This window comes from Lysinibacillus sp. IITD104, from assembly GCF_036698265.2.
Taxonomy (GTDB): domain Bacteria; phylum Bacillota; class Bacilli; order Bacillales_A; family Planococcaceae; genus Lysinibacillus; species Lysinibacillus boronitolerans.
In genome coordinates this window covers 2,831,886-2,854,212 of the sequence record NZ_JBAHYH020000001.1, presented here as the reverse complement: position 1 = coordinate 2,854,212, position 22,327 = coordinate 2,831,886, and the positions used below count along the sequence as shown (strand labels likewise).

23 protein-coding genes are annotated in these 22,327 nt (G+C 39.8%); 12 read left to right on the top strand and 11 right to left on the bottom strand.

All coding sequences use genetic code 11. From position 1 onward, the window contains the following. Positions 1-2: 2 nt before the first annotated feature. The 4 genes from V1L66_RS14675 to V1L66_RS14660 are packed head-to-tail and all read left to right on the top strand — an operon-like array spanning position 3 to position 4,346. The gene (locus V1L66_RS14675) at positions 3-974 is read left to right on the top strand and encodes a P1 family peptidase (RefSeq protein WP_333005772.1); all 972 of its coding nucleotides are present in this window, start codon (positions 3-5) and stop codon (positions 972-974) included. A gap of 17 nt (positions 975-991) precedes the next feature. After that, positions 992-2,548 (top strand): ABC transporter substrate-binding protein, encoded by a 1,557-nt coding sequence (locus V1L66_RS14670; RefSeq protein ID WP_036076341.1) that lies wholly within the window; start codon positions 992-994, stop codon positions 2,546-2,548. Between the two features lie 16 nt (positions 2,549-2,564). Then, on the top strand, positions 2,565-3,506 hold the full coding sequence (locus tag V1L66_RS14665; RefSeq protein WP_009374228.1) for an ABC transporter permease: 942 nt from the start codon (positions 2,565-2,567) through the stop codon (positions 3,504-3,506). Between the two features lie 12 nt (positions 3,507-3,518). Further along, positions 3,519-4,346 carry an ABC transporter permease gene (locus V1L66_RS14660; RefSeq protein ID WP_103117800.1) on the top strand — a complete coding sequence of 276 codons (828 nt, stop codon included), beginning with the start codon at positions 3,519-3,521 and terminating at the stop codon, positions 4,344-4,346. Here the strand turns inward: V1L66_RS14660 and V1L66_RS14655 are convergent. Beyond that, positions 4,335-5,972: a PucR family transcriptional regulator gene (locus tag V1L66_RS14655; protein ID WP_004229580.1), complete on the bottom strand. Its 1,638-nt coding sequence runs from the start codon at positions 5,970-5,972 to the stop codon at positions 4,335-4,337. The two genes, V1L66_RS14660 and V1L66_RS14655, sit on opposite strands and share 12 nt — an antisense overlap. 140 nt (positions 5,973-6,112) lie before the next feature. Between V1L66_RS14655 and V1L66_RS14650 the strand changes: the two genes are divergently transcribed. Then, entirely contained in the window at positions 6,113-7,468 is a 1,356-nt protein-coding gene (locus tag V1L66_RS14650; RefSeq protein ID WP_016994367.1) for an aspartate aminotransferase family protein, read from the top strand. A 43-nt stretch (positions 7,469-7,511) separates the two neighbouring features. Here V1L66_RS14650 and V1L66_RS14645 read toward each other — a convergent pair whose 3' ends face one another. Continuing rightward, positions 7,512-7,964 (bottom strand): MarR family winged helix-turn-helix transcriptional regulator, encoded by a 453-nt coding sequence (locus V1L66_RS14645; protein WP_016994368.1) that lies wholly within the window; start codon positions 7,962-7,964, stop codon positions 7,512-7,514. 122 nt (positions 7,965-8,086) lie between these two features. Between V1L66_RS14645 and V1L66_RS14640 the strand changes: the two genes are divergently transcribed. After that, entirely contained in the window at positions 8,087-8,518 is a 432-nt protein-coding gene (locus V1L66_RS14640; protein WP_333005771.1) for a GNAT family N-acetyltransferase, read from the top strand. 100 nt (positions 8,519-8,618) lie between these two features. Beyond that, on the top strand, positions 8,619-9,293 hold the full coding sequence (locus V1L66_RS14635) for a hypothetical protein (RefSeq protein WP_333005770.1): 675 nt from the start codon (positions 8,619-8,621) through the stop codon (positions 9,291-9,293). A gap of 129 nt (positions 9,294-9,422) precedes the next feature. Here V1L66_RS14635 and V1L66_RS14630 read toward each other — a convergent pair whose 3' ends face one another. From V1L66_RS14630 to V1L66_RS14605, 6 genes are all read right to left on the bottom strand, one after another. After that, positions 9,423-9,812 (bottom strand): RDD family protein, encoded by a 390-nt coding sequence (locus tag V1L66_RS14630; RefSeq protein ID WP_036076345.1) that lies wholly within the window; start codon positions 9,810-9,812, stop codon positions 9,423-9,425. 63 nt (positions 9,813-9,875) lie between these two features. Next, positions 9,876-10,838 (bottom strand): carbohydrate kinase, encoded by a 963-nt coding sequence (locus V1L66_RS14625; protein ID WP_279494563.1) that lies wholly within the window; start codon positions 10,836-10,838, stop codon positions 9,876-9,878. Next, complete coding sequence (locus V1L66_RS14620) at positions 10,838-11,722, bottom strand: DMT family transporter (RefSeq protein ID WP_004229564.1); 885 nt, start codon at positions 11,720-11,722, stop codon at positions 10,838-10,840. Before V1L66_RS14620 ends, V1L66_RS14625 begins: the two co-directional genes overlap by 1 nt. Before the next feature lie 44 nt (positions 11,723-11,766). Continuing rightward, a complete protein-coding gene (locus V1L66_RS14615; protein WP_333005769.1) occupies positions 11,767-13,017 on the bottom strand; it encodes a glutamate-5-semialdehyde dehydrogenase in 1,251 nt (416 codons plus the stop codon). A 13-nt stretch (positions 13,018-13,030) separates the two neighbouring features. Then, a complete protein-coding gene (gene proB, locus V1L66_RS14610) occupies positions 13,031-14,125 on the bottom strand; it encodes a glutamate 5-kinase (RefSeq protein ID WP_333005768.1) in 1,095 nt (364 codons plus the stop codon). A 390-nt stretch (positions 14,126-14,515) separates the two neighbouring features. Further along, on the bottom strand, positions 14,516-14,899 hold the full coding sequence (locus V1L66_RS14605) for a hypothetical protein (protein WP_004229554.1): 384 nt from the start codon (positions 14,897-14,899) through the stop codon (positions 14,516-14,518). A 214-nt stretch (positions 14,900-15,113) separates the two neighbouring features. On the opposite strand from V1L66_RS14605, the gene V1L66_RS14600 reads away from it, so the two are divergent. Both V1L66_RS14600 and V1L66_RS14595 read left to right on the top strand, forming a co-directional pair. Then, entirely contained in the window at positions 15,114-15,737 is a 624-nt protein-coding gene (locus V1L66_RS14600) for a LysE family translocator (RefSeq protein ID WP_016994376.1), read from the top strand. Positions 15,738-15,749: 12 nt separating this feature from the next. Next, positions 15,750-16,538 (top strand): DUF1835 domain-containing protein, encoded by a 789-nt coding sequence (locus V1L66_RS14595; protein WP_333005767.1) that lies wholly within the window; start codon positions 15,750-15,752, stop codon positions 16,536-16,538. 142 nt (positions 16,539-16,680) lie between these two features. On the opposite strand, the gene V1L66_RS14590 is transcribed toward V1L66_RS14595, so the two are convergent. Continuing rightward, positions 16,681-17,247 (bottom strand): DUF5412 family protein, encoded by a 567-nt coding sequence (locus V1L66_RS14590; RefSeq protein WP_333005766.1) that lies wholly within the window; start codon positions 17,245-17,247, stop codon positions 16,681-16,683. A 90-nt stretch (positions 17,248-17,337) separates the two neighbouring features. Beyond that, positions 17,338-18,219: a LysR family transcriptional regulator gene (locus tag V1L66_RS14585; RefSeq protein ID WP_016994379.1), complete on the bottom strand. Its 882-nt coding sequence runs from the start codon at positions 18,217-18,219 to the stop codon at positions 17,338-17,340. Positions 18,220-18,503: 284 nt separating this feature from the next. Between V1L66_RS14585 and V1L66_RS14580 the strand changes: the two genes are divergently transcribed. Together V1L66_RS14580 and brnQ are read left to right on the top strand one after the other, a co-directional pair. Beyond that, entirely contained in the window at positions 18,504-19,256 is a 753-nt protein-coding gene (locus tag V1L66_RS14580; protein ID WP_048390156.1) for a carboxylesterase, read from the top strand. A 166-nt stretch (positions 19,257-19,422) separates the two neighbouring features. Then, positions 19,423-20,763 carry a branched-chain amino acid transport system II carrier protein gene (gene brnQ, locus V1L66_RS14575; RefSeq protein ID WP_333005765.1) on the top strand — a complete coding sequence of 447 codons (1,341 nt, stop codon included), beginning with the start codon at positions 19,423-19,425 and terminating at the stop codon, positions 20,761-20,763. 48 nt (positions 20,764-20,811) lie between these two features. Here brnQ and V1L66_RS14570 read toward each other — a convergent pair whose 3' ends face one another. Continuing rightward, the gene (locus tag V1L66_RS14570) at positions 20,812-21,570 is read right to left on the bottom strand and encodes an SDR family oxidoreductase (protein WP_016994382.1); all 759 of its coding nucleotides are present in this window, start codon (positions 21,568-21,570) and stop codon (positions 20,812-20,814) included. 155 nt (positions 21,571-21,725) lie between these two features. Here V1L66_RS14570 and V1L66_RS14565 point away from each other — a divergent pair, with 155 nt between their 5' ends. Next, positions 21,726-22,307, top strand: a complete 582-nt coding sequence (locus V1L66_RS14565) for a TetR/AcrR family transcriptional regulator (protein ID WP_333005764.1) — start codon at positions 21,726-21,728, stop codon at positions 22,305-22,307. The last annotated feature ends 20 nt before the right edge of the window (positions 22,308-22,327 follow it).

Below are 22,327 nucleotides of genomic sequence, written 5' to 3'. Positions count from 1 at the left end.
GAATGTTTGGCAATATAACGGATGTGCCAGGTGTTAAGGTAGGACATCGCGAGAATAAGGAGGGCATCACAGGCTGTACGGCGCTAGTAGTGGAAAACGGAGCTGTTTGTGGAGTGGATGTTCGAGGCTCTGCACCAGGTACTCGTGAAACTGATGCGTTAGATCCCATCAATGAAATTGACCGGGTCCATGCCATTTGTTTAGCTGGGGGTAGTGCGTTTGGGTTAGATGCTGCTACAGGCGTCATGCAATTTTTAGAGGAGCAAGGGATTGGGGTCGATGCAGGGGTAGCGAAAATACCGATTGTACCAAGTGCAGTACTCTTTGACTTGTTTATCGGTGATCCGCATGCACGACCTACAGCACTTATGGGCTATGAAGCGGCACAAGCGGCACAAGTTGGCTCATTTCCAAACGGCAATGTAGGCGCAGGCTACGGAGCAACTGTAGGCAAATTAGCTGGTCCAGAATTTGCAATGAAGGGTGGGCTTGGTAGTGCTTCCTATGCGGGGAAAGATGGTCTTGTAGCAGGTGCTATCGTGGCTGTCAATGCAGTAGGAGATGTCAAGGACCCTACAACAAGGCAAATTTTAGCTGGAGCAAGAGATAAGCATTCTGGTCAATGGGTGGATTGCTGTGCCTATCTAGAGGAGCATGCGCAATCAGAGGCTTTAGCGGGTACCAATACAACCATTGGTGTTGTGGCAGTGAATGCCAAGCTAACGAAGGCAGAGGCTAAAAAGATTGCGCAGCTTACGCAAAATGCCTTAGCACGCACGATTTATCCTGTTCATACGATGCTGGATGGCGATACGATTTTTGTACTCGGTACAGGAGATCAATGCTATGCACTTGATTATTTAGGGCAGCTAGCGACAAAGGTGATGGAGGAAGCGATTCTAGCTGGCATTAAAGCCGCTGAGCAATTGGCGGATGTTGAAAGTTATACAAGCATTCAAAAGAAAAGCATTTAGGAAAAGGGGGAACAGCCATGCAATGGAAGAAAAGCGGATTGTTACTACTAACAGTGTTGATGGCAATCGTTATGGCAGCTTGTTCAAGTGATGGAGAGAAAACGACGACTACTTCAGGTACTACAGATGGTCAAACGGCAACAGATGTTCCACAGGAAATTGTTGTTCGTGTGAATGATGATCCAGATTTTTTAGATCCACATAAAGCGACAGCGTCCATTTCGTATCAAATGATTCTAAATATCTTTGAGGGGCTAATGGCTCCTGAAACGGATGGCTCCTTAAAAGAGGGACTTGCTGAAAGCTATGAAATTTCTGAGGACGGCTTAACCTATACGTTTAAAATTCGCCAAGGTGTGAAGTTTCATAATGGTGATGATTTAACGATGGAGGATATTCAATATTCCTTTGACCGTTTAATGGGGAAAAATGGTGGAGAAAAAATGTCCAATAGCTTTGATAATGTAGCATCTACAGAGGCGCCTGATGCAAGTACATTTGTGATTAAGCTAAAAGAGCCAAATTCAAATTTCTTGTATTCATTAACAGGCAGACAATCAGCTATTATTCCAAAGAGCAATGATGGGAAGCATAATGAAAATCCAATTGGTACAGGTCCATTTGCCTTTGTGAAATATGCACCAGGTACAAATTTAGAGCTTAAGAAAAATGAACAGTATTGGCAAGAAGGATTACCTTATTTGAATAAAGTAACCTTTGCCTTCCAATCAGATGATCAGGCAGCCATTATGAGCTTAATGGCAAACGAAGTTGATTTAACGAGTGTTCCTTGGCACCGTGTGAGCGAGGTAGAGGGAAGCTATAATTTATCACACCAAAATAATAACTCTTCTCTTATTGTTACATTTAACGAAACAAAGGCACCATTTGACAATGTGAAGGTTCGTCAAGCAATCAATTACGCAATTAGTAAAGCCGATATTATTGACTCTGTGTTTGCAGGCTATGCTGTGCCACTTGGCTCTAATATGAGTCCAGCGATGGGCGATTTCCAAAAGAAGGGCTTAGAAAGCATGTATGAGCGAGATGTGGAAAAAGCGAAGGCGTTATTAGCAGAAGCAGGATATCCGGATGGCTTTAAAACAAAAATTACAGTGTCTTCACACAATGATATTTACTCAAATATTGCACAAATTGTCGTAGCTAATTTGCAAGAAATCGGAATTGATGTAGAAATTGAAGTAGTGGAATGGGGAATTTGGCTAGATCGCGTTTACTTTGGCCGTGACTATGCAATGACAACGATTGACTTAACAGGTCGTGCATCTGCTTTTGAAGTGTTGAATGATTACATTTCTACAAACGATAGTGAAAACTTCTTCTTATTTAAAAATGAAGAATACGACAAAATTATGGCTGATGTTTTAAAGGAAACCGACCAAGCCAAGCAAATAGAGTACTATCATCGTGCACAGGAAATATTAGCTGAGCAGGCAACAGCAGTGTATATTGCGGATTATCAAATCGTTTGGGGATCTGACAAACAGGTGACGGGGCTCAAGAGCTATCCATTCTGGTTCCACGATATGTCAGAGGTCAAGTTTTCAAACTAGAAAGGGATGAGTGCTTATGATGTATATCCTACGTCGAATCATCCTGTTAATAACAACCATCCTTCTAGTATCCATTATTACATTTGGTGTTTTTCAAATTTTACCTGGTGATCCAGTTCGCACAATGCTAGGAACAGAGGCGGATCCCACTCAAATTGAAAATTTACGATCTGAGCTTGGCTTGGATCGTCCTCTTTATGAACAATATGTGGATTGGATGAAGGGCTTATTGACAGGGCAATTAGGGAATTCCATTCGATTTTCCATGCCAGTAAAAGAATTACTATTTGATCGACTTCCTGTCACCATGTCATTAGCAGGACTCACCCTTATCATTGTCTTAATCATCTCATTACCTTTAGGGATGTTTGCAGCAAGAAGACAAAATAAATTAAGTGATGTGTCATTATCGACTGTAACCCAGATCGGTATGGCAGTGCCTTCCTTTTGGCTAGGGATGATGCTTATTCTTTACATTGGCCTACAGTTCAGCTTCTTTAAAATAAGTGGCTATATACCTTGGACACAAAGTGTAGCAGGGGCGCTCAGTACCCTAATACTTCCAGCCTTAACGATTGCGATTCCACAAATTGCGGTGAATTTTCGTTATGTTCGTACAGCCATTTTGGAGCAGGTCCAGCTCGATTATGTCCGTACGATACGCAGTAAAGGGATGTCTGAACAAAATGTAATGTATAAGCATGTTTTGAAAAATTCCATGATTCCGATATTGACGGTTTTTGGGTTGATTATGGCGGAGGTTGTGGCAGGAACGATTATTGTGGAGCAGGTGTTTTCATTGCCAGGGATTGGTCAGTTATTGATTACGGCTATCAGTAATCGTGATTTTCCACTCGTACAAGGGATCGTTATGTATATTACAGTAGCTGTCGTCATGATTAATTTTATCGTCGATGTTTTATATTCTGTGTTGGACCCTAGAATTCGATTACGTTAAGAGGTGACTACCATGAAACAATTACAGCGCTATACTAAAAAAATCAATTTAGTCATTGGTCTCCTCGTCATTGTTGGCTTTCTGCTCGTCATGATTGTTAGCTTTTTTTATACACCCCATGATGTCAACGCGATGAATATACCTGAAAAATTGCGTGGTCCAGGTGGTGCCTATATGTTTGGAACAGATGAATTTGGGCGAGATATTTTTAGTCGCATTATGAAGGGGACACAAACAGCCTTTGCCGTGGGTCTATTAACGGTTGCGATTGGAACGATATTTGGTATTCTCATAGGCGGAATTGCAGGCTATGTTGGTGGCTGGATCGATGAAATATTTATGCGTACGATGGACGCTTTAATGGCCTTTCCAGGAATCATCTTAGCATTAATGCTTGTAGCAGTATTCGGCCCAGGAATAACGAATACAGCGATAGCGCTGGGGATTATCGCGATACCTGCTATTGCGAGGATTGCCCGCAGTGGCTTTGTGCAACAACGTGACTCGGAATATGTGCTGGCAGCGAAATTAATTGGTGTTAAGCCTTATAGCATCATGTTTCGTCATATTTTGCCAAACATTTCGTCGCAAATTATTGTGGCAGCAACCGTGACTTTTGCGACAGCAATGTTAGCCGAGGCAGCACTGAGCTATTTAGGGCTTGGGGTACAGCCACCAAACCCTAGCTGGGGTAGAATGTTAAAAGATTCACAAGCCTATTTAATCGGTGCCCCTTGGTATACGTATGCCCCTGGGGGAGCCATTACGATTCTCGTTTTAGGCTTATATATGCTCAGTAATGCTTTACGAGATTTTATGGACCCACGTTCAAAATCGTAATAGATCAGGTGCTGTCTTTTGCAACAGTTCATAGGCCTTAACAGCCATCTCAATATTGAGGCGATGGGGAGCTTGTAAAAAATCAGCACCTAGTATACTTTCTAATCGTTCTATTCGTTTGTAAAGTGTTTGACGGACAATAAACAGCTGTTCTGCTGTATCATTTTTAGCTCCATTACAGGACAGATAAACAGCTAATGTTTGAAATAAATCATGGCTACTTTTTTGATCTAATACTAAAATTTCCTGTAAATAATCTTTTACAAATTGTAGGAGAGCTGTTTGATCCTGCTGTAATAACAATCGATAAACACCTAAATCCTTATAATAGATGGAGCTCGTCAATTGATGATGCTGCATTTGGATGGCTGATTTGGCTTCCTTATAGCCCAGATGAACACTTTCGATCGTTTGATAGACATTGCTAATACCACAGCTAAGGGTAAGTTGCTCAAAAAATTGTGCTGCTTTTCTTGCAATGATTTGTGAAATTGCTTGATCAAAAGCGTCGCGATTGTCTTTCATATAATCTGCGGCAATGAAAAAGGCTAAAATAATTATCTCGTGCTGTCTTACTGAAACAGTAGGGAAAAATCCAAGCTTTTTCAGGATCGAACGAACATACATGGCATTTTGTAGCTGGATTTCCTGCCATTCTTCTTCAGGTACAGTATTGGCTTCATCATGTAGATTGAACACGACGACTCGGTAAAATAAATTACGACTTTCGATTGGTAAATAGCTTTGGTAGTATTGAATATCTACTGGCTGACCTTGAATTAAGGCTAGTATGAATTCATCTTCCCGGCTTTGCTGTCGCTCCTGAAGCATGCGGTTACGCATTAAAATATGGGCAATTGACATAGTTGCTCGTTCAAGATTTAACAAGGTGTAATCACTCTGCTTTGGCAGTTCAGAATGCATACATAAATAGCCCCACACTTGTCCAAGTCCATTAACAGGAATAATGACAAAATGGTCTTTACCCAAGGATAGAAGGTGCAAGGGCTCTTGTAGTTCTAACTGCTGACAATGCTCCTCCATGACACGTAAATATTTTTTAGCCTCCATAGGATAATAAAAGCTTTTTGTATCTTCTGAAACAAATAGAAAGGGAGCATTTGTATCTTGATGGAGCACTTGTAATATTTTTAAAATACCATTTGGCATTAATGATAATTCCATAAAAGTTTTGGATAGTGTATCTAGCTGTGTAAGTGCCTGCTGGTGTTGATTAATTATGTACGTGTGCAAATCTTGCGTAATATCAATAAATCGTACAATTTCTTCAAAGATGATGATAGGGAAATGATGGGCATTTGCCATGGCAATCAATTCTACGGGAACATGGTCAAAATAGTCGCCAATTTCGATACAAAGACCAGCTGCCTCATTACGAATAAGGTTTTGTAAGTAGGCTATTTGTGTTTCTCGTTCTAGCTGTAAACCGACACCCGTGGTTAAAATTAATTCACCACCATTGATTAAGGTTTCAAAATCTTTAATTTCTAATATATGTGTCCACAATACTTGGCGATCTAGGCCGTGCTGCCCTGCAATAAGTTTCGCCGATTCAAAATGCTTGCGCTTGAGGACATCACGTACGAGTAGAGGATGTTTCGACATCAATTAGCACCTGCCCTTCGAATGTACAATGTCTATTTCATTATGTTAGAGAAATCAGAAAATTTCAATATTAACTAGCTTAATAGGGAAAATGGTGATAGACAAAAAGACACCGATGATACACGATTGGAGGTCATGATATGGAGCGAAACGATCAGTTTACACATACTTTACAGCAAAAAGATCATGAAAACATTTGGCATCACATGTCTATCTATAACGACAAAGCACCTCCCATTATTGAACAGGGAGAAGGGGCGTGGATTACAGATAGTTTAGGCAATCGCTTTTTAGATGGTATGTCAGGCTTATGGGCAGTGAATGTAGGGTATGGGCGTGAGCGTCTTGCCAAGGTTGCGTATGAGCAGCTAAAAAAGCTTTGCTATGCTCCTTTAACACAAAGCCATGAACCTGCTATTAGGCTCGCTGAAAAAATTAACAGCCTACTTGATGATGACTATATGATGTTTTATTCCAATAGTGGCTCAGATGCGAATGAAGTGGCGTTTAAGTTAATACGTCAATACCATCAACAAAATGGGGAAGGGAACCGCTATAAAATCATTGCTCGCTATCGGGGCTATCATGGCAGTTCACTTGGGGCATTAGCAGCTACAGGTCAGGCATTACGTAAATTTAAGTACGAGCCGCTGACACCAGGCTTCTTACATGTTGCTCCACCTGATCACTATCGTCGTCCAAAAGGGCAGTCAATTGAGACATACAGCCTAGCACTTGCCCGAGAAATGGAAGAAAAGATTATTTGGGAGCAAAAAGAAACCATTGCGGCTGTCATTATGGAGCCACTCATCACGGGTGGTGGAGTGCTGATCCCACATCCTACATATGTCAAAGAAGTCGAGCGCATTTGTAGAAAGCATGGGGTATTACTCATCATGGATGAGGTCATATGTGGCTTCGGACGGACAGGTAAGCTATTTGGCCATCAGCATTTTGATATTCGACCAGATGTTATTACCATGGCGAAAGGATTAACGAGTGCCTACCTACCACTATCCATTACAGCTATACGTAAAGACATTTATGAAAAATTTAAAGAGACGGACGGCTATAGTCATTTTCGCCATATCAATACATTTGGGGGCAATCCAGCAGCTTGTGCAGTGGCCTTAGAAAATATAAAAATCATGGAAGAGGAAGGACTTGTGCAGCGAGCAAGAGATTTGGGTATTCAATTCCTACATGATTTGCAAGACCTATTAGAGCTGCCCTTCGTTGGCGATATTCGTGGGCTTGGGCTACTCATTGGCATCGAGCTGGTCGAAGATAAACAATCTCAAACACCTGCCAAGCCCGAGCTAATAGCGAAAATCATGGCTGATTGTCAAGCAAATGGCTTAATTGTTGGAAGAAATGGTGATACAGTCGAAGGCTTCAATAATATCATTACGTTAAGTCCACCGCTTTGCTGTACAGACGAGGACTTTGAGTTTATGGTTGCTGTATTAAAAAGAGTATTTGCAGCCAACGTCTAGCCTGAGGCGATTCCAAATGTGCAAAAAACACGAGGAATCGCCTTTAATACTGTCGTTTATGCCCTTTCTTCACCTCTTCCCAGTCAATTTCGATGTTATGCAACACACGTGTTAGTAGACTGTGAATGCTGTTAATCTCCTCATTGGAAAACCCCTCAAGCGCACGGGCATTGGAATATTCGCCCTCCCGTTTTAAAAAAGGATAGATGTCCATGCTTTTAGCTGTAGGAAAAAGTAATTTATTTTTCTTATTCCCTTGTTCAATTCGTTTTTCAATAAAGCCTTTAGTCTCCAATTTTTGAATAGCTCGTGAAGCCGTTGTGCGGTCTACCTTCAATAGCTCTGCGACTTTCTCTTGAATAATACCTGGATTTTCACAAATACGGATGACATATAAATATTGCCCCTTCGTCAAATCCAATTCCTTGAATTCAATATTGCTTATGGAGTCTAATGCCCGTGCAATGGCACCTATTTCACGTAAGATTTCTTTCATGTTCGATCCTCCTGAGATTTTTGTTGTAATTGCAATAAAAATCATTCTATACTAATACTATCATCTTCAAAGTGAAATTGCACCTAGAGAAGATGATTCAGGAGAAACTAGGAGGAATAGTAATGAATATAAAAAAAGTAACAACGGAAGCAGAATTACAAACAGCATTTGATTTTAGACGGAGCGTTTTTATTGAAGAGCAGCAAGTCCCTGAGGAAGAAGAATATGATGAATTTGATGCACTAGATGCTCCATGCGATCATATTTTGGTGTATTACAATGAGCAACCGGTTGGAACAGGTAGACTACGAGTTGTAGAGGGCTATGGCAAATTGGAGCGTATTTGTATATTAGAAGAATACCGCAAATTTGGCCTTGGTAAGGAAGTTATTGCGGGCCTAGAGCAAATTGCACGAGATAAAGGGCTAACAAAGGCAAAATTAAATGCCCAGTCCTATGCAGAAGGCTTTTATGAAAAATTAGGCTATCAGCGTGAAGGTGAAGAATTTATGGATTGTGGCATTCCCCATATTTTAATGAAGAAATACTGGTAGCAGATGAAAATCACACGATGATAGAACATGCCAGACTTAGCATAATACTTTGTAACTTTTTAATCGTTGCTTGGGTCTACTGCTTAAAGGGGGGATGTTGTTGAAGAAATGGATATGCCTTTGTACCATGTGTTTGTTACTGACTGCTTGCGGTAGTCAAGTCATCATCGAATGGGTTGATTTAATCAAATGGGATGGTAAGCAATATGAAGCTGTATATGAAGTAGCGTTAGCCGATCGTTCATTCATTGATAAGGAAATAGGGGAAGTTGATTTTAAAGTAGCTGATCATATCAAAAGAACTTCCTATCGTTTTAAGGATGGCGATGCAGCCTTCCACGAGAAGGGGACAAAGCTTTATGCGATAAAGGGTCTTGACGATACCATTGCGGTAGAAGATCAGTCGGTTATTAATGGCTATCGAATTTATATGATAAGAGATGAAGCTGCGCCGCGACGGAATTTTGATCAGGTTCCATTAGAAGAAGTGAAGAAAATAGAATTTTACGCATCTATGGAAGAAGGCGATCGGAAAACGGCTAGCTATACAGATCAGTCTGACATGGAAAATATAAAGGCAATTTTAGCCAACAGTAAACTAGACCCATCCTTTGAGCCAAATGGAGATACGAAACGTTATGATATACTCCTATATACAGACGATGCCATTGCTTTTCAATATGGCATACAATTTGATGGGACTACTTATTTTTGGTTTCCGTCAGAAAACGCGCTTTTATCGGATGATATACAGCCGTTTATTTCCAAAGATTAGTGTACTTCTCGAAAGACGCTTATATTGAAGGATAATGCCATGCTACCTTCTGTAATGGTTCAGTCGGATTATCACTTTAGCAAAATGCGCCAATTAAAGAAAGCTGCCCAAACATAAGGCAGCTTTTATTTATTTTTGCTTTACAACCGTACCTGCAAAGCTATCATGAGGAAGACGTTGACCGTGCTGCTGCTCGAAGGCTTGGCGATCTTTTAGATAATCGAACGTACTGATAGTATCTCGATATGCCATGCGTTTAATAATTTGACCTGCTGATAATGGACGACCATCTTCATTTTCGAGTGCTAATCCCATTGCTTTGTAGCCAATCGTTTGTCCGTTTTTACGGAGTTGTGCATATTCTAGCGCCCACAATACTACAGTTGGCGTAACGAGTGCATGAACAGCCTCATTTTTTACTTTTTTTCGTAGGAGGTATTCAACCCCAAACGTGACAGCCGTTGAAACAGCTGTATCGATTAAAAATGCTGCTGTGCGTTTTTTTGTCATCAATTCCATATAAGCCCTCCTTTAATGACCTGTCACTAGTACATACGAACAATAAGGACAAAAAGTTTCGATTTATCCTAGATTCATATCTAATGAAAGTACAGGATAGGATGGAATTGCCCCATGCTTTGTTGTTGAAATGCCCGCATATCCGTTTGCAAAAGATAGCAGAGACATTGCATACTGTTCACAATGAGCTACCACTTGATCTACTGTTAGTTGATGATGAAGAAATTGACTTAAAATCGCGCCAATAAAAGCATCACCAGCCCCAGTTGTATCAACGGTTTGTACCTTGTTAGCAGGAGCCTTCATATGATGCTTTTTCGTATATAAGGTAGCCCCAGCAGCACCATGTGTAATGATGATAACTTCTACATATCCCTTGAATAACGTTTGAACAGCTTCCTGTTCATCTTCTAGAGTTGTTAAAAACAACAGTTCTTCCTCTGAAAGCTTGACAATATGGGCTTTTGGTAAAAAGGCTAAAATGGTTTCACAACACGCCGTCTTATCCTGCCATAAAGGAAGGCGCACATTCGGATCGAAGGATATAAGGCTTCCTGCTTGATGTGCCTGTTCAATAAGGGCAAGATGTGCTTGTTTCATAGGACTCTCTACAAGATTAACAGAGCAAAAGTGAACGATATCGTGCGCTGTTAATAGCTGCGAGGGGAGGTATTCCTGTTTGTATAAGAGATCTGCAGCATGCCGGCGATAAAATTGAAAATCTCGTTCGCCATGTTCATTTAATGAAACAAAGGCAAGACTTGTTTCACCATCCGTTGATTGACGAATAAACTGTGTATCTACACCTGCTTGCTGCAACGTTTTGATTAGGAAGTCACCAAAGGCATCCTGACCGACTTGTGTAAGAAGGGCCGCCTGCTGTCCTAGCTTTGCACAGACAGCGGCTACATTGGCAGGTGCTCCTCCTGCATGTTTAGTAAAATGCTCAATGTTGGCTAGGGAGCCGTGCTGCTGTGTCGGTGTAAAGTCAACTAATAATTCTCCAATTGTGAAGAGCTTGCCCATTATGAGACCTCCTGTGGTAGTCGCTTTTTCTTAGGAACATAAATGGTATAAAAAATACCAGCGAAAATGAGAAGGATCCCCATCGTTTGCGTAAAGCTTGGCATAAAATCAAGCAATAGCATATCCAGTAAAATGGCGACAACAGGGTCGACAAAAACCAATACAGAGACAAGAATCGTAGACAGGCTACGAATACTATCAAAAAATAAATAGTAAACAAATCCTGTATGAATAAAGCCTGTGCCGAGTATATAAAACCAATTGGTTGACGTTAATCCATCAAACAGCGAGAAGTCGATAAAAGGCAGTAGTATCACGATTCCAACTGTTGTTTGAATATAGGTTAACGCATACGAGCTAAGCTTCGTGATGGTTTTGCTTGTTAGCATTGTAAGGGCATAAAATACTGCTGACAGTAATGCCCAGATAAAGCCAGATTGCATAAATTCTGAGAACGACACAAAATTATTGAGACCGATGATAAAAATACTACCGATAAAGCAAGTGATTGTTGCGACAAGTGCCTGAATGGTCATTTTTTCCTTCAAAAAGATAGCGCCTAAAATTAACACAAATATGGGGGCTAAATTATAGATGGAAATGGCAATTGAAATGGACATTTCCTCAAAGGCTTTAAATAAAAATACCCAGTTTAACACAATAAAGACACCGCAAATAAGCGTTTGAAAAATTTCTTTCTTATCCCATACCTCTGTTTTATGTCCACCAGTGATGAGCCACATACCACCTAGAAAGAGGGTTGCGCAAATGCATCTAACAAAGACAAGCTCTGTAGCGGGAACACCAGTGTGAACGGTAAAAAAGCCGATGGAACCAAACAGTGCCATGGAGACTGTTAGTTTAATGATTGCTGAGATGTTCATACGAAACCTTCCTTCTATTATTTTATTAAGCTATACGTATACAACTATTCACGAATTTGGCCGTTGCCATGAATAACATATTTTGTTGATGTTAATGCAGGCAAGCCCATTGGTCCACGGGCATGTAGCTTTTGTGTACTAATACCGATTTCTGCACCATAGCCAAATTCAAAGCCGTCCGTGAAGCGGGTGGAGGCATTATGATACACTGCTGCTGCATCGACATTGTTTAAGAACGTCTCGGCGGTTAATTGATCCTCTGTAATGATGGCCTCAGAATGATTCGTTCCAAAGTATTGAATATGCTCAATCGCTTCATAGACATTTTCCACCAATTTAACGCTTATTTTTAAATCAAGGTACTCTGTCGCATAATCATCCGCTGTAGCTGGAAGGGCAGCTTCAAATTGCTGACATACTTGCTCATCACCGATGATGGTTACACCTGCATTGTGGAGTGACGTTAAAAGCTGGACGCCGTGTTCTTTAAACCAAGCCTGATGAATGAGTAAGCTTTCTGCTGCATTACAAACAGAAGGACGCTGTGTTTTAGCATTCAGACAGATTTTTTCTGCTTTTATGTAATCCGCCATTTCATCCACGTAAATGTGACAGTTGCCTGCACCTGTTTCGAGTACAGGAACAGTCGCCTCATTGACAACTAAATCAATCAGGGCTTTGCCCCCACGAGGAATGAGCACATCTAAGTACTCTTTTAAATGGAATAGTTCTTTGGCTGTTTCGCGGTTTGTATCCTCAATTAATTGAACAGCATCGGTAGGGATAGAAGTTTTAGCAAGCGCGCGATGAATACTTGCGACAAGAGCCATATTAGAAAACTTAGCGGAGGAGCTTCCGCGCAAAATAACTGCATTGCCCGTTTTTAGAGATAGTGTTGCTGCATCGATCGTCACATTTGGTCGAGCTTCATAGATCATACCAATAACACCAAGTGGCACAATTCGTTTTTCAATGCGTAGCCCATTGTCCTTTTCAATATGTTCAACAATTGTACCTACTGGATCGTTTAAGGAGACGAGTAAATGAATGGCGTCGGCCATTGCCGCAATCCGTTCTTCATTGAGCATGATACGATCCAACGTAGATGCAGGTATACCTTGCTGCTCACCTTGTGCCAAATCCTTTGCATTTTCAGCCATAATGTCATGTTGATCGATTAATAGCTGTTCTGCAATTTTTTTCAATGCCTCATTTTTCTCGCAGGTAGTTTTAATATTTAACATATAGCTTGCGGCTTTTGCGCGTTGTCCTTTTTCTTGAATTTCACTTGTCATTTGTCATTCCTCCTTAATTCGTTTGAATTTTCAGCCATTTGTCTCGGTGAATTACCTCAATAGGGCTTTTCAGCAATGTATCAGTCCGTTTTCCCATGGCAGAGAGAAGCTCTTGGGAAGAGTACAGTACTTCGCCACGTCCTAGTAAGTCCTTCTCACTATAGACTTCTACAACATCACCATTGACAAACTCACCTTCTACACGATAGACGCCAGCAGGTAATAGACTTTTACCATTATTCATTAAAGCCTGTTCTGCACCACTGTCTATAAAAATTTTACCAGAAATTTCCGTGAGTGCAATCCACTGTTTATGATTTGTTAACACAGCGAGCTCATCATGCCCCACATAAGTGCCATCACCATGTCCTGCTAAAATTTCGACGAGCTTCTGTGCACCATGACCTGTACCGATAAATACCTTCACCCCTGCACGTAGCGCTGTTCGTGCTGCCAGAAGCTTTGAGGCCATGCCTCCTGTGCCAACCTTTGATCCTGTACCATCCGCAAAGCTTAGCAAGTCATCCGTAATGGCAGCTAATCGATCAATGCGCTCTGCCTGTGGGTTTTTATTGGGATTGGCATTATAAAGGCCATTGATATCTGTTAAAATGATGAGCTGATCGGCGTGAACAAGTCCACTGACGAGTGCTGAAAGCATATCGTTATCTCCAAAGGTTAATTCACTAATAGACACTGTATCGTTTTCATTAATAATCGGTAGCATGGATCGTTCTAATAACTCCTCGAAAGTCGCATAGGCATTTTTATAGCATTCTTTTTTAGAAAAATCTGTTCGTGTCAATAATATCTGGGCAGGCATGATATCATAAATACTAAACAAAGCACTGTACGTTTGAATGAGTAGGCTCTGTCCTACAGCAGCAGCTGCCTGCTTACCCTTCACTGTCACAGGACGAGCAGGGTAGCCGAGTTGTTTAAAACCCGCCGCTACGGCACCAGACGACACAAGCAAAACTTCATGCCCCAATTTCTTCAACTCGGCGATTGCCTGCACATGGTCCATTAAGCGAACTTTATCGATTTCACCCTTTGCATTCGTTAAAGAGCTACTGCCAATCTTAACAACAATTCTTTTTCTCTCCATCTCACGACCTCCATCATTGCTGAATCAAGATAAAAAAAGCCTTTTCATCCTAAAAATTAGGACGAAAAGACTTGCCTTCCGTGGTACCACCTACATTGAATATCATGCGACATTCCACTTTTCTCATAACGCTAGAGACTGCGCCTAGTTTGGCTAGGACGTTTCACAAAGTAGGTTTCATTAGTCTTCCTTGTACAATGCCTTGCAGCCGATGGGCATCGCTCTCTTTTCAAGCAGTGGCTAACTACTGGTCTTCGTTCGTTTTCTCATCTATTGACTAAAGGATGCACTACTTCTATAAGTCTGTCAAGCTGAATGGGTAAATTACTTGAAAGTTTTGATAAATTAAGAAAGGGATGCGTTAAAATGATGAAAAGGCCAATTATTCGATTATTTAAACCACCAAATAGCAATGAAAAGGGGAAGCATCGCCAACACAATGACAAAGAAGCTCCAAATGACCTGTTTCCCAGATGACATATTTTTGGGTTTGATGCTCATTTGTTCATATAACTGGTTAATGGCTCGTTGCTCTTTCGCATAAAGCATTGCTTGAAATTCTTCGTAATCTTGAATATAGCTAGATGGAGCACGTGGACTGAAGCGTAAATTTCGAATGGAATCCGTAATCTCTTTGTCAGCCATCCAATACGTGATGACAGGTGCTAAGCCTGCGTTTTGTGTAGCCTTCACCTCAATGTCATGGGATTTCATTTTATAGTAAACCTGTCCATGCTCATCCTCATATTGCGTGACAATATCACTTACTGCCATTATCAATCACCTCTTATGGAAGTTATCTGTTTTATCATGAGTTTCTACTATTATAATGGATTAGGGAAGAAAAGTATCGCTTGAGCGAGCATAAATTGTGAAACCGAAATTTAAAAAAGTTTTGGATAAAGTCATAAACTTACATCTAGTGAGAACAACGTCATGTAGTATAATGTAAATAGTTTTTTAAAAGAAGTTGAAGGAAGGGAAAGTTTTGGAAATCTCAACGTTATTTGCGTTTTTAGGGGCTGCGATTATTTTAACCATTATGCCAGGGCCCGATAATTTATTTGTGCTTGCCCAAAGTATTACACAAGATAAAAAAGCGGGTATTGCCACATCACTTGGATTGTGTACAGGACTACTTGTTCATATTAGTGCCGCAGTACTCGGTATTTCTGCGATAATTTATCAATCGACCATTATTTTTTCAATCGTCAAATTTGCAGGAGCAGCGTATTTATTGTATCTAGCTTGGCAATCATTTCGTGCTAAGGGGGACCCCTTTACGTTGCAACAGCAAAATACGCAAGCTTATATCAAATTATATAAAAAAGGAATATTAATGAATATTTTAAATCCTAAAGTATCGTTATTTTTCCTAGCGCTTTTACCACAGTTTGTTAATCCATCGCAAGGACATGTGGCGTTTCAAATGCTTATTTTGGGTATTGTATTTTTAATACAAGCACTTGTATTATTTTCATTGTTTAGCATATTTGCAGGGAAAGTTAGACAAGTCATTATTGGTAAACCTGCGATTGCTAAACGACTAAATACAATTCAAGGTATCCTATTCACATTTATCGGGATACAGATTGCCATCAGTAAACAGTAGGGAGGAATGGACATGTCTATTTTACATATCACCTTTAGCTTAGCAACTCAGGGTTCTATGAAACTCGCAATCCGTCAACATCGTTTGCAGCGAAATGAATCAGTTCTAAGTGTCCATGATGATCTCTCGATTGGACCTCTTCAAAACTTTGAAGAACGTAAAGCTTGGTTAGCCGCGCATATTTTAGACAATGATGACCAGCAATTGTATGATGAGATGTATGAAAACTGGAAGAAGAAAATTGCTAATTTACCCTGTGATGTGGATGTGTGGATTTGGTATAGTCACAACACACATGAACAAATAGGATTGCGCTATGTAATGAGTGAGTTAATTCATAAATGCAGTATGGTGTATGGAATTGATGCTACGGAGGGTCTGAAGAGTATTCACCCCAATCTAGACATTCGCCATACAGGCGAGCTTTCCTCAGAAATGCTAATGAAGCTTCGCCCTAGTGCAAAGCGATTCTCTGTGCAAGAATGTCAGCAACTCGCTAAGGAATGGGAAAACATCAAAGAACAGCCAAGTACATTACGGTTATGGAAAAGTGAACTATTGCATGTAGAGGAAGATGCAATGGATGCATACATTATCGCCAGTGCAAAAAATTTGCATATACAGCAAAATGAAGAGTGGCTAATGCCCACGCATATTGTGGCACAGACATTTGAAACATTTGTCCATTATGTAGGAAATGATTTTGTAGAGTATCGCTTGCTAACGCTCGTCGAACAAGGCGTATTTGCCATGAAAGGCGATACAACGGATATTTTTTCCTATCAGGTTAAATTACTTTAATACATTTAAGTGAATGAACAGTAAAAAATCAGGCGAGCAAAGCCTGATTTTTTATTGTTCCAAATGCATGAAGCTGTTTGTATTAGTAGTGCTCAAAGTCAGTCGTTTCAACATAATGATTCAGCACAGTAACTTAACCGTTTTAATTTTGATAACACTTTTCATATTCATCTTTCATCAACAAACTTTGACAAGCCAAGCCATTTTCATGATAAATTTCTTTATCAATACTTAATACTATACTTCTATTTGAATTGGTATAATTAGGCTCTTTATTAATAATGGATAATTTTTCTTCGTCTAGCCAATTCATCGAAAATTGACTTTTAGCCTCTGCATAATAGACGATTTTGTTTGTGTGAGCTTTATTATTTAAAATTTCTATCCATACATGAACACCACCACTTGGGCCTGCACCACCATATGGTTCATAATAAGCGTGCGCTGTATATTCCCCTGTAGGAGATGAGACAGATTCGGGCACCTGTTGCGTATTTTTTTTATCTAAAGTACCAAACGTAAAAAAATATTGGATATATATAAATATCCCAAAAAACAGGACTAAACCTGCCAATAGTGCTGTTAGTGTTTTTTTAGGGAAGTTTTTCTGTTTAAAAAAGAAAATCATTAATTTGATTACAAAAATGAACAATACGATCAAGGTAAATAAAAATACAAAGAAACCTAATGTATTAAGTAATAAATTCAATTTATTACCTCCCTAGTATGGTGAAACAGTGTCTTTTAGAAAATAAAGCGAGTAACATGGACATCTAGACGATGTTGTTACTCGCTCTTTCTATTTATTGTCATAAAAATCAAAGACAAATTGTTTAAACTGACGTGCAGATGGCGGTAAATAACGATTTTCGATCCAAGCCATGCCGATAATTCGTTCACATACCATATCCTCAACATGGATTTTAACGATTTTTTTCGGGTTTAAATCCTCATCATCAGGTAGTAAGGAAACGCCAAGTCCCGCACCAACAAATCCAGCGATGGTCGACACTTCGTCGCCTTCATAAGAAATTTTTGGCTTTATGCCCGCAGCATTTAATAAGCGATCAGCAGAGCGGCGTAGTGCATAGCCCTTTTTCATTAAGACAAAACTTTCATGCTCCAATTCTTTCATTTTGATGCTTTTACGATGGGCTAAAGGATGGTCAATGGGGACCATTATAAAGAGCTCATCTCGCCATAATTCCTTCCAACATACTGGCGGCTCTGTATCAATCGCAGCTAATAGGCACAGGTCTAACTCACCCGCCAGCAATTGTTTTAACTGAGAATGGGAGTAGTTTTGTGTGAAATGAAAACGGATATGGGGATGTTTCTGACGAAAGGCACGAATCAAGTCGGGTACAATACTCGTTCCAAGTGTATGTAAAAAACCGAGTGATACGTCTCCAAGCTCTGGATTATTAAGCTCCTGTAATTCTAAAACAGCCTTTTCATATTCTTTCCGCATGCGCTGAACACGATATAAAAATAGCTCTCCATATCGGTTTAGCATAATTGAGCGCCCTTGTCTGTCGAAAAGCGGTACACCTAATTCTTCCTCCAGCTTTGAAATTGAACGACTAAGTGCTGGCTGTGAAATCGCTAATGCTTCGGCAGCCCGTGTCATATGCTCTAACTTTGCAACCGTTACAAAATATTCTAATTGTTGCCACTCCATTTTTTCACCTCTTTTCTTGTTATTTTTAAGTTATCTGCATTATAACGAGAAACAGACGGGAAGTATAGGGAACAAAAAAATTTTAAAAGCAGATTGCAATTATTTAGCAGAATGGAAAAGTTAAGTAGCAGAAAGTGTGATAGTACAGCCATTAAGTTGACATCATTCATGCACGATACACATTGATTTGATAAAAACTATAAATTGTACATTATGAATAAAGGGTGATAAGATAGACACATAAAATACACAATTATTAATTTCCGTGAAGGGGATATCATAAAATGAAGTTAACAAAGCCACAACCTCTAACAATTGAGGGAGGCAAAAAAGCCGTACTATTACTGCATGGTTTCACAGGTAGCACAAAAGATGTGAAAAAGCTAGGAGAATTTTTATCTCAACGAGGTTATACTGTGCATGCACCAATTTATAGTGGGCATGGCGTAGAACCAGAAGCATTATTAGAAACAAAACCAGAAGATTGGTGGAACGATGTAGTAGAAGGTTATAACTTCCTACAAAAGAAAGGCTATGAAGAAATTGCTGTTGTTGGGATTTCACTTGGTGGCGTCTTTTCATTAAAGGTGGCAGAGACATTCCCAGTGAAAGCATGTGTAGCGATGTGTGCACCGATTACACGTGATAATTCAAAAGGCTTATTTACACGTTTGTACCACTATGCTCGTTTATATAAACACTTTGAAAATAAATCAAAAGATCAAATTATTTCAGAATTACATGAATTACGTATTTCACCGAAGGATTCATTGGACGGCGTAACACGTTTAACAACAGAAACGCGTGAAGAATTATCAACGATCAAAGCACCAACTCTTGTGTTACAAGGCTCACTAGATGATGACCTATATCAAGAAAGCGCACCTTTTATTTTAAATACTGTGGAAACAGACGACAAAGAAATCATTTGGTATGAAAACTCTGGCCACATTATTACATTGGATAAAGAACGCGATAAAGTGTATGAAGATGTTTATAAATTTTTAGATCATATTGAATGGTCAGTTGCAAACTAAGAAGGGGCTGTCAGCAGACAGCTCTTTTTTTGTTGAATCTCACTGGATAAACGAAAAAACTATTGTAATTATAATAAATGCTTGATAACATGATGAAATTGTAGTGAAAAATCATTCGATTAAAATAATTTGCTATAGTTTAAAACTTCTAAGGAGCACATCAATTATGCAACAAAAAATACCTTTTTCAACTTACGCAGTCATTGGAACCATGTTATTTGGACTGTATTTTGGAGCAGGGAACCTAATTTTTCCTATTCAAATGGGTCAATTTGCTGGGACAAATTTTTGGTTTGGATTAATCGGTTTTTTAGTGACGGCTATCGGCTTACCATTCCTCGGAATTTTGGCAATTGGCTTATCAGGTAGTAATGGTTTACGTGATCTAGCCAATCGTGTTCATCCTATATTTGGCATTATTTTTTCATTGGCACTGTACTTAACAATCGGACCATTCTTTGCCATCCCACGTACAGCAACTGTACCTTTTGTAGTAGGGTTTGAGCCATATATTCAAGCACAACATGCAACACTGCTACTAGCTGTATTTAGCTTTGTATTTTTCGCTATTGTCTACTATTTTTCTTTAAATCCAGCGAAAATAATGGATTATATCGGTAAATATTTAACGCCCGCATTTTTAGTTGTTTTATTTATTTTAATTATTACAAGCATTACGAAGCCAATGGGCCATTTCCAGCAGCCAATCGGTGCATATATGGATGCTGCCTTTATGACAGGCTTTAAAGAAGGCTATAATACGATGGACGCCCTTGCCTCTCTAGCCTTCGGAATTGTTGTCATTAATGCAATTAAAAGTGCAGGGATTACAGATCGTAAGGAAATTGCCAAGGCTACATGGACATCAGGTATTTTTGCGATGGCTTTAATGACGCTTATTTATGGTCTCATTACGTATATGGGCGCTTCCAGTATGAATGCTGTCGGGACTTTTGATAATGGTGGTTTAATCTTTGCGGCAGTGGCCGATCATTATTTCGGCTCATTTGGAGCTATTTTATTGGCCGTCATCATCGTGCTCGCTTGCTTAAAAACAAGCATCGGCTTAATTACATCTTGTAGTGAGTTTTTCCATGAGGTATTTCCAAAAATCAGTTACAAATGGTTTGTGTTCCTGTTGTGTGCCGTATCCTTTACGATTGCAAATTTTGGTTTAAACAATATTATCAAATATGCTATTCCAGTTTTAATGTTCTTATATCCATTAGCAATCGTCCTAATCTTGCTTGCTCTAAGCTCATCCTTCTTTAAGAATAAGCAGACAGTGTATGCCATAGCGATGATTTTTACATTTTTCATTAGCCTGATTGATGGCTATAAAGCGCTGGTAGAAAGTGTGCCAGATGCGAAGTTAGGTATATTGGATGCAGTAGAGAAATACTATTCTGCGATACTTCCTTTTTATGATATTGGCTTAGGATGGATACTGCCAGCGTTAATAGGGGCAGTAATTGGAAGCATGATTCCGTCTCGAAAAGTTATATAATGAAAGAAACGCGCACAGAAAATGTCTCTGTGCGTGTTTCCTTATGGATTAGTAAGCTGTCCAGCCACCATCAACGGCAATAACTTGTCCATTCACAAAGCTAGCCTCATCTGAGCCTAGGAAGATCGCTAATTGAGCGATTTCTTCTGGCTGACCAGCACGTGGATTAATGGATAGTCCTAGTGCTTGTCGTGCAGCACCAGTTTGGCTCATATTTGTCATAGAAGAGGCGATATTGGTCATCACTGCTCCTGGCGCAATACCATTACAGCGAATATTTTTATCAGCATACATAAAGGCTGTATTTTTTGTTAAACCAACTACCGCATGTTTTGAAGCTGTATAAGCAGCCCCAGCCCGTGCACCATATAAGCCACCAGCAGAGATATTATTGACAAAGACACCGTGTCCTTGCGCAAGGAAGATTTCTGTCGCCATACGCATAGAGCGCATAACAGCTGTTGTGTTTACTGCAAATACTTTTTCCCATCGTTCATCAGAAATTTCTCCAACTGGCTCCATACCATCCATAATACCTGCATTGTTGACTAAAATATCTAATTGACCATAGTTCGTTTTTGTTTCATCAAATAAACGTTGTAAGTCTTCTGTTGATGCGACATTGGTTTGAATGGCAAATGCTGTTCCTCCAGCCGCTTGAATACCCTCCACAACCGCTTGGGCACCCTCTAAATTTAAGTCTGAAACGACAACCTTAGCGCCTTCTTTTGCATATCCTTCTGCAATGGCTTTCCCCATACCTGAAGCTGCACCTGTCACAATGGCTACTTTACCTGCTAATCTCATCTCAAAGACCTCCTCATAGTAATTTCATTAGTTATTGAACATCTGTTCATTAAAATCATATAATAAAGATGAAAGCGATTTCAATATGCAAAAAAGCGGGATGTGTTGAGTAATCAACACATTTGGACAAACTGTTTATTAAGGAGCTGAAAAAATTGCGTACAACGGATTTACGGATTATTAAAACGAAGCAAGCTCTCCACGATGCCTTATTGACCTTGCTTAGCCAAAAGCCATTGGAGCAAATCTCCATTGCTGAAATTTGTAGAGAAGCAAAGGTCAATAGAGGAACGTTCTATTTACATTACGAGCAAAAAGAGGGACTCTTTGAAGAATACTTTCAGGAGATTATGGAGGATTTATATCAATCCTATGAAGAACCCTATCGTGCCGTCACGACATTGGACACAAATCAATTAGATCCCAATACTATCCGTATTTTTCATCATATTGAACGCTTTAAAATGTTTTATCGTATCGTCTTTTCTAAAAATGTCCCGTTGACCTACTATTACATGCTTTTTGATGGTATTTATTCCCTACTAAAACGAGATATTACCACACATCACCTGCATCAAATGGAGGATCATATCTCGATCGACTATTATAGTGCCTATCAAGCAAACGCCATCATCGGACTCATCATCCAATGGTATCGCGGCGATTTCAGCGATAGCGTGACCATGTTAAATCAGCAGCTAGCAGCTATTTTAAAGAATGTGAGGAGTGGCGGATAGAACGCTTGAATTGAAGGATA